This window comes from Acetobacter oeni (genome assembly GCF_011516825.1).
Classification (GTDB): Bacteria; Pseudomonadota; Alphaproteobacteria; order Acetobacterales; family Acetobacteraceae; genus Acetobacter; species Acetobacter oeni.
Genome location: NZ_WOTA01000059.1, coordinates 1 through 8,024, shown reverse-complemented (window position 1 = coordinate 8,024; position 8,024 = coordinate 1). Strand labels below are relative to the sequence as shown.

The following is an 8,024-nucleotide window of genomic DNA, read 5'->3' as shown; positions in this document are numbered from 1 at the left end:
AAAGACTGGGAATGCCTGAACCGAAGCGCACTCGCTTTCCTCAACTGGGCTTCCGTGAGGCTCATGGTCAGAAAGCTCTGTCAAACAACACTATGATCTTGGACAGACTCTTAAAAGTGCGACGAGTTCCTCAGCAATATAGGGCTCACCCATTTCATGCACTTCATCGACGATAAGAATCTTCGATGACAGACCGTAATAGCGCAACGTCTGAAACCGAACAGGCAATACACACAGCAACGCCTGATCAATCGTCCCTACACCGACATCCGCCAGTAAGGCGCGGCGACTGCTTTCCGCCAGCCAATCAGAAGACGTAATCTCTTCCCGCCCACCGGTTCTGCTTCCCTGCACGAGATCACGGAACGGTACGGACAAACCCGCACGCCCATGGGCCAGTGTGACTGAAGGACTGTCGAGCATGCGGCCGACGATTGCCGAGGCGCGTATAAACATTGCATCTGCGGTTGCCATCGTCGGCAGAGCAAAGAACAGTCCACGTCCCTTACCGGCCAGAACCATACGGTGAGCCAGAAAAAGAGCAGCTTCCGTCTTACCCGCCCCGGTCTCATCCTCCACGACTGCCAGCATCGGGCCGTCCGGCAGAGCGATTTCAGCGCAGGCCGCTTGCATGGGACGCAGCGTAAAATCGAACAACTGAACATCGCGTGCCGGGACTCCGGAGATTCCAGCTTCGGCAACGGCATGACTAGCTACGATCCGGGCATTCTGGAGGTAGGTGCCAAAACTGGCAGCTTCCGCCTGCGGTTTGAACCAGCAAGGGTTGGACGCCACCCAATCGGCTGCAGTGCAAAAGCCCGGCAACCACCAAGAGAGGTTTGAAGCTTCTAGCAGGGTCAGCCCCTCTAACGACGCTTCGGGCCAGAGATTGAAGAACTCATCGAGCAGCAATCTGGCCGCCTCCCTCCCCTCTCCGACGCAACGCAGTGCCCCGGCGAGTTCCCGTGGTGGTCGGGCAGAAGCAGGCAGACCGCCAAAGTTACGCACGGGTGGGCGCCCATGATGTCCCGCCACTGCCGCATAAAGCAATTGCCGCACACGTGAAGTGCCGCCAAGGCGAGCCTCGAAGCGCGCATCTTCGGCATAAAAAAGTGCCTCGCTCAGTTCCCACTGGCGGAAGCCGGGCTGCGGGACATTTTCACGTAACATGGCGCGGAAGCTATCACTGATCTTGCCGAGATCATGAAGTCCAGCCAACACGATCAGCGCATCACGCAGGCGCGGCCCGAAAGGGAACGGAGCAATCAACCGTTCCGCCACTGCCGCAACATCAAGCATATGAAAAGCGGCTGGATGTTCGGGCCCATTCGGGGAAACCGAACTCTTGCCCGGCCAATCTGTCCATTGCATAAACTATGCTGCCTAATATTTAGGAAATTTTATCTTAAACATTCTCATGTCCCGCCGCTTAACGAACAGGACGTGCGGGAAATATAAAATTGTCGTTGTCTACAACACTGCATGTCACATATTGGGTTAATATCATTGGTCTGTATCTGGCCAAAATGTTTTTCAGATTCAAATAATTAATATTCAGGATCATATACTTGTGCACCAATCGCTTGTAACAGGGAGGCGGATCCCATTTATTTGTTCTCTGCGAGATCTACATACAGGGCAGTAGCCAAATAATGGCGGCTGATGCTCATGTAAAAATTACTGTCGATAATCAGATGCCGGTTATCACGATCTCCCATCTTCCGCTTCCATAACGCTCAGGCAGACTTCGCCAGTACGAGCCCGGTGCAGCACCAACAGGCACCCGTCCACGAATTCACGGTTATCTGCACCGGTGCAGCCAGAAAACAATTTCCTCATACCCTTGCCTCGCAATTTACACGCCCGGATCTGGTGTAGCGTTCCACGCCCGTTGGACACGCAGACTGCGCTCAGGAGCGGTCACGGTGACGCCGCTGCATTTCATCAGAGATTCGATCTTCCTGTCGAGATCCGCAAGCCGCGCACCAGCCGTCTTCTCCAACGCGATCGCCTGCACCTTGCGCTGGACTTCTCCTCCATAATCCCGATCCGATGTCGCCAGTGTCTCCTGCGCAACACCAAGACGGATCAGCTCCTGCACGCGCTGGTCACGCTCTTCGGCTGTCCGGAAAGGCACATCTATGCCGAGCGCCTTGTAGAGTTCATTGCTGGTGACGGGCGTAAGGTCTCCGAGCGCCCGCTGATTCCGAACCGCCTCGAAGGTCGCTGCGTCTGAAATCATGGTCCAGGTCGTGCCCTTGGCGCGGCTCTCCGCGACATAGCTCGTAAAGCCCGTGGCATTACCTACGCCGCGCGGCATGGCGTTAATGTGTTCATCGGACGTCAGCCCCTGAGCGGCATCCACTGTCATGGCAAAGCCAAACCCCAGAAGCACGCGCCCGCTCTTAGCGTCACGGAAACGGCGCCTCTCGACATCCGCGACCTCGCCATCCTTCGTGCGGACCCGCAAGCCGTCCTTGCTGTGGACGACGACCGTGACGACATCGCCATTGTTGCCGACCGTCTTCCCCTGCCCTTCCACCTTACCCCAGGTCCGCCGGTACAGGCGCAGGCGATCACCGGCTGCTATCTGCAGGTCATAGGTTTCCCCGCGCTGGCCGATCGCCTCGACCGTGATCTCCTTTCGCGAGATCTCACCGCGTTCCTGAAGAATGGAACGCACGGCGCGGCTGAGGTCGGCCGCGTCCCGACGGGTGACGTAGAGACGGGCGATCTGCTGCATCACCTCGACTTCATCACCGCCAACCAGCTTGATCGTGCCGTCCTCGCGCTTCATGTCGATCGCCCGCCTGACTTCCTCGAAGTGGAAGCGGTTGCGCGGATCGTCGTCGTTCTCTCGGCATCGCTGCGCGCATAGGCTGCCTTGCCCTTCACGCGGTAGGTAAGCGGCGCACGCGCCCCGAGCGATGCAGGCGAGAGCGTAGGACTTTGCGCCATGCTGCGCGGCAATCTCCCGAAGGCGCTCGACAGGTTTGCCTGTCCATCCCTGCAGGTGATCCGGTTCAGCCATATCCCGCTCAGACGTGGTTTCGATGCCGATGGACTTCCTCTGCCGGTTCGGATTGACGGGACAGTTGTCGATGCCGCGCGAGATGCCGAAGTAAAACTCGGCCGCACTGCCGAAATGTCCCCGCAGGGCTTCCACTGGCCATGTCCGCAGATCCTCGCCGGTCCGGATGCCCAGAGCATGCATCCTCTTCGCTGTGGCGGGGCCAATGCCATGAAACTTCTCGATAGCCAAAGTCGCGACAAACACCGGTCCATGTTTGGGAGTGATGACGAACAGTCCGTCCGGCTTGTTCTGATCGGACGCCAGTTTGGCGAGAAACCGATTGTAGGACACGCCGGCAGAAGCCGTCAGGGCCCGTCTCCTTTCGGATGTGCGCGCGGATCGCCTCGGCGATCGCGGTTGCTGATCCAAAGCTCCCAAGCTGGTCCGTTACATCAAGAGATGCCTCATCCAGCGCCAGGGGCTGAATCAGCGGCGTGTAGCGCGCAAAGACCGCGTGGATCTGCGCTGACACGGCGCGATAGACCTCAAAGCGTGGTGGGACAAAGACGAGGCCGGGGCACTGGCGCCATGCCACGATGAAGGCCATGGCCGAGCGCACACCGAAACGCCGGGCCTCATAGCTGGCGGCAGCCACGCCCCCCCGGGCTTCTTCCCGACCGACAGCCAGCGGGCGACCCCGCATAGCCGGATCGTCACGCTGTTCGATGGAGGCGTAGAAGGCATCCATGTCGATATGCAGAATGCGGCGTATGCGAGGCTCTGACGTCGTATGATCCTGCCCGCATCATGAGAACGAAACAAGATCATGGGAGATCAGCAACTCTCACAGCCATAACCCAACTCCCAATTTCTCGCTCCACGCACCCGCAAATGTGCTAATGTGGGTTTGTGGAAGCATCGGAGCGCATCTTATGAGCCGCCTGACTATCGACATTTCGGACCAGCAGCATCAGAGCCTCAAAGCTCTGGCGGCACTGCAAGGCAAAACGATCAAACAATACGCTCTTGAGCGTCTTTTTCCCGACGACCTCGGAACAGGTCAGGCGTGGCAGGACCTGAAAGCCGTGATCCAACACCGTATTGACGAAGGCCTCGCGGGGAAAGTGTCCACCAAAAGCGTGAGGGACATTCTCGATGAGGAAATCGGCGAGCCGCGTCAGTGACGGATTATGTCCTTACGTCAGCAGCTGAAGCCGACTTGCGGGGGACTATCCTCTACACCCGGTTGCAGTGGGGAGACGAGCAGCTTCGCCGCTATATAGACACTCTCGAGCATGCACTCGTCGATGTCGCACGAGGTCTCGGCACCTGCCGCCCGATGGAGAGTATCGCACCGGATCTACGGATGGTGCGATGTGAGCATCATTTTGTGTTCTGCCTGCCGCGCCCTGATGCACCTGCTCTTATCATCGCCAATTTTCCATGAGCGTATGGACCTTATCGCGCGTCTCGCCGAGAGGCTGTGATCGTTCCACCTTTTCGCTCTCTCAACTGAGCTTCTACGGCGGCTATGGGGGGGAGCGGGATGTCCGCTTCACGCCGTAAAAACGTGAAAACCGCCTTTCATGGGGTCGGTACATAGAACAACGGACCCAGGCATACGCTAAGCGCCCTCAACAGCCCTCAGGCATCGCAAAACACCTGTTTGTCGTCCATTGTCGGGGACAAGGAAGTTTGGGACGAAGCCGCACTCCGGAAGCCGACTGTGAAGGTCGGCTTCCGGTCGAACTGGACATTTGACGAGCGATGGACAAGTGCTGAGGGACGAGCCGGTCTGGCTACTTGACCTTCAGCTCCGCACGAGTTGGCGTGCAGCCGCTTCGGCGGTGTCTTCAGGCCGCGTGTTGAAAGCGATTGCAGCCGTGGACGCCCCCTTGTGGACAAGGTTGACCACCATCTCGAACAAACCGAGGCTCTTGGGCGGCAACCTCAAACCGCCCCCAATAACCACACAATCGTAAGCCGCGCCGCGGAGAGCTGCCTCCAGCATGGCGCCCCCCGCTGCGTCGGGCGTGATCATGCAGGTGTCGCCCTGCCATCCGCGCTCACGGATTTTTTCGACCGCGATGGCTATTCCGGCGTTGATTTTATTGGCGGCAAAACCAGGCGGCAAAGCCGGGTCCGAGAAATCGACCGTTTCTGGCTTCTGGCCGACGAACAGAATGCGGGTCATGGGAGGTCTCCTCATGAAGGTTCGTTCTGGGTTCAGGCTGCAGCCCATGCGGCGGCGGCGGCTTCGGCAAAATCGCGATAAGAACGCGGCGGGTGGCCAAGCAGGGTCGCGAGGCGGGCGATCTCGCCGTCCGTAGCGATCGCGCCATCCTGCTGATAGCGACGCATCATAAGCCGCATGTCACAGGCGAGCCACGCCGGCCCAAAAGACTTCAGCCGCTCTTCCAGCGCGTCAAGATCGTTGCCAGCATAGCCGATCGGCCGCCCGAGCACGTCGCTCCACAGCGCGGAGATCGTGGCACCGGTGAGCACATCGGGGCCAACCAGTTCATAGGTCTCACAGGGCAGCGGCGCGGCGGCCCGCTCGCGGCGCAGCAGTTCCTTCGCGGCCGCCTCGCCGATGTCGCGAATATCGACCATTGAAATACCCCGCTCGCCGATAGGCATGCCGTAGACGCCCCCGCCCAGCAGCGCGTCTTTCTGTCGCAGGTCGTTCTGGATGAAATAGGCCGGGCGCAGAATGGTGACGGGCAGCTCGGTGGCGTGAACCATACGCTCGACGGTCATCTTGCTGGCAAAGTGCGGCACGTCGGCATAGGCGTCGCCCTTGAACACCGATAGATAGACGATGCCCTTCACGCCTGCCGCGCGGGCCGCATCGAGCGTCAGCATCGCCTGTGTCAGTTCATCGGGTGCGTTGGGCGCGAGCAGAAACAGTGTGCTGATGCCCTGTAGCGCGGCGCGTACGCTGTCGATATCCGAAAGGTCGCCTTGCACGACGGTGACGCCCGCCGGGAAATGCGCCTTTCCGGGGGTACGGGTGAGTGCCTGGACTTCGGCGCCGTGCCCATCGAGAAAAGCCAGTACCTGCGTACCGATGGTGCCAGTGCTGCCGGTTACCAATATCGTCATGTCGTATCTCCTGATCGTCTAAACGACCTCGTCGTCGCTGGATGCAAGATAGACGTTCCGAATGAGCGAAGAAGATGACATAATCGGGACACATCGTCCCGATTATGGAACAATTATGGACCTCGCAGCCCTTGCAGACTTCAACCTCGTCGCATCCCATGGCGGCTTTGGTCTTGCCAGTCGTGCGGCCAAACGCCCGAAGACGACGCTGTCGCGCAAGGTCGCCGAGTTGGAAGCCCATCTGGGCGTCCGGTTGATCGACCGCGGCTCGCGGACGCTGCGTCTCACGCCAGAAGGACGCGCGTTGCACGACCGCACCCAAGGCCCGCTCGCCGAAATCGGCGAGGCCGGGCAGGCGGTCGCCTCGGGCGCGTCAGTGCCACGCGGTACGCTTCGGATCAGCGCGCCGATCGTGTTCGCACATGTCATGCTGCCGTGTGTCGCTGCCGATTTCGTCCAGGCCTATCCGCATGTCGCGCTCGAGATGGTCGCAGAGGACCGTAAGGTCGATCCGGTCGAGGACAATTACGATCTGGTAATCCGCATCAACCCGGATCCCGACGAGCGTCTGGTTGGCAGGCGGATCCTCGAAGATGAACGCCTTTTGGTCGCATCGCCTGAAATGCCCAATGCATTCCTCACAGATCAGGTCGACATCGCAGTCGCTGCGGTAGGGCACATGGCTACGTCCGTGGACGCGGCCTGGCGGATCAGGACGGACCGGGGTGTGCGCGAGCTCAGGCCGCAGATGCGGTTGCGCTTCTCGTCCTTCCTGATGGTGCAGGATGCGGTGCTCGCAGGCGCGGGCGTGGCGCTCATGCCGAAACTGCTGGCAAAGCAGAACATCGCTGCGGGCAGGCTGGTCGCTTGGGGGGTTGACGACGGACCGAAGGTCGAAATCTGGGCGCTCCAAAACTCTCGCCGCCTGTCGAGTTCCAAGATCCGTGCCTTCCTCGATGTCCTAACGTCCATCCGCATAGGCTGATATGCGCGGTTTCGGGACCCTGCTAGACGACCTCAGAACGTTACCTGGGTGTTTAGCTCACGTTGACAAAAGATCTGATCCGGAGCCTTGCGGCGGCAAGGTTGAGAAAACTCATGAAAAACAGAGCGGTTTTGTCGTAGCAGATTGCGATGCGCCTCATCTGTTTGAGGCGGCTGAACATCCGTTCTATGCGATTACGATCCCTGTAGCGCGTCCAGTCTGTTTTCTGTGGGGCACTGCGGCCTTTGCGTGAGGGAATAAAGGGAATAACCGGCAGGATGCCGTGGATCAGCAGATCCTGACGGAAACTGTCGCTATCATAACCCCGATCGGCCAGAAGGGCTCCGGGGTTTGGAACCGGCAGTCCCATCAAGGCCTCTATGGCTTTGTAATCCGAGACCTGCCCTCCGGTCAGGATAAAGCCGGGAGGACGTCCCTGATTGTCACATCGGGCATGGACTTTGCTCGTAAAGCCGCCGCGTGATCGACCAGAACCTTCTGGATGAGCCCCCCTTTTGCCCCAGTAGCCTGGGAGTGAGCACGAACGACCGTACTGTCGATCATGTGCTGCCAGTCATTGCTCAGTCCCAGATGGAGGGTTCGAAAAACCCGTGGTTTTGAGCGGCTCTCTGTGATTCCATTCCTCCTGTCTTGATTGGGGGGGCGGACATGAAGCAGTCCGGTTTTTTGATGTTGAAGAGCGCCTGGCTCGCCTGAGCAGGCTGGGCGATCAACTCGAAGCCTTTTCCCGGACTATGGATTTTGAGGCGTTCCGGCCTGACCTGGAAAAATGCTCTGGCGTATTCGGGCGGAAGCAAAGGCGGGCGTCCGCCGTTTGATCCGGTGCTGATGTTCAAAATCCTGGTGATCCAGACACTGAACAATCTCTCTGATGGACGGACGGAATATCTTATCAACGAT

The 8,024-nt window shown here is 59.1% G+C and carries 7 protein-coding genes and 3 pseudogenes; 4 read left to right on the top strand and 6 right to left on the bottom strand.

The annotated features are described in order from the left end of the window. Window positions 1–90 precede the first annotated feature (90 nt). Both GOB90_RS18200 and dinB read right to left on the bottom strand, forming a co-directional pair. Window positions 91–1,371: a CRISPR-associated endonuclease Cas3'' gene (locus tag GOB90_RS18200; protein WP_173572202.1), complete on the bottom strand. Its 1,281-nt coding sequence runs from the start codon at window positions 1,369–1,371 to the stop codon at window positions 91–93. Window positions 1,372–3,028: 1,657 nt separating this feature from the next. Then, window positions 3,029–3,761: pseudogene (gene dinB / locus GOB90_RS18840) on the bottom strand (DNA polymerase IV); the annotation flags it as partial. A 184-nt stretch (window positions 3,762–3,945) separates the two neighbouring features. Here dinB and GOB90_RS18190 point away from each other — a divergent pair. Further along, window positions 3,946–4,197 (top strand): antitoxin, encoded by a 252-nt coding sequence (locus GOB90_RS18190; protein ID WP_146892940.1) that lies wholly within the window; start codon window positions 3,946–3,948, stop codon window positions 4,195–4,197. Continuing rightward, window positions 4,194–4,460, top strand: coding sequence for a type II toxin-antitoxin system RelE/ParE family toxin (locus GOB90_RS18185; RefSeq protein ID WP_261766047.1), 267 nt, complete (start codon window positions 4,194–4,196; stop codon window positions 4,458–4,460). Before GOB90_RS18190 ends, GOB90_RS18185 begins: the two co-directional genes overlap by 4 nt. A gap of 363 nt (window positions 4,461–4,823) precedes the next feature. On the opposite strand, the gene GOB90_RS18180 is transcribed toward GOB90_RS18185, so the two are convergent. Beyond that, a complete protein-coding gene (locus GOB90_RS18180) occupies window positions 4,824–5,207 on the bottom strand; it encodes a hypothetical protein (RefSeq protein WP_146892943.1) in 384 nt (127 codons plus the stop codon). A 32-nt stretch (window positions 5,208–5,239) separates the two neighbouring features. Next, entirely contained in the window at window positions 5,240–6,118 is an 879-nt protein-coding gene (locus tag GOB90_RS18175) for an SDR family oxidoreductase (RefSeq protein ID WP_146892945.1), read from the bottom strand. Window positions 6,119–6,233: 115 nt separating this feature from the next. Here GOB90_RS18175 and GOB90_RS18170 point away from each other — a divergent pair, with 115 nt between their 5' ends. Then, the gene (locus tag GOB90_RS18170; RefSeq protein ID WP_146892947.1) at window positions 6,234–7,103 is read left to right on the top strand and encodes a LysR family transcriptional regulator; all 870 of its coding nucleotides are present in this window, start codon (window positions 6,234–6,236) and stop codon (window positions 7,101–7,103) included. Window positions 7,104–7,155: 52 nt separating this feature from the next. Here the strand turns inward: GOB90_RS18170 and GOB90_RS18165 are convergent. After that, a pseudogene (locus GOB90_RS18165) lies at window positions 7,156–7,554 on the bottom strand (transposase); the annotation flags it as partial. Next, on the bottom strand, window positions 7,515–7,667 hold the full coding sequence (locus tag GOB90_RS19415) for a hypothetical protein (RefSeq protein ID WP_242012161.1): 153 nt from the start codon (window positions 7,665–7,667) through the stop codon (window positions 7,515–7,517). The gene GOB90_RS19415 and the pseudogene GOB90_RS18165, both read right to left, overlap by 40 nt. 105 nt (window positions 7,668–7,772) lie before the next feature. Here GOB90_RS19415 and GOB90_RS18160 point away from each other — a divergent pair. Then, window positions 7,773–8,024 (top strand): annotated as a pseudogene (locus GOB90_RS18160) (transposase); the annotation flags it as partial.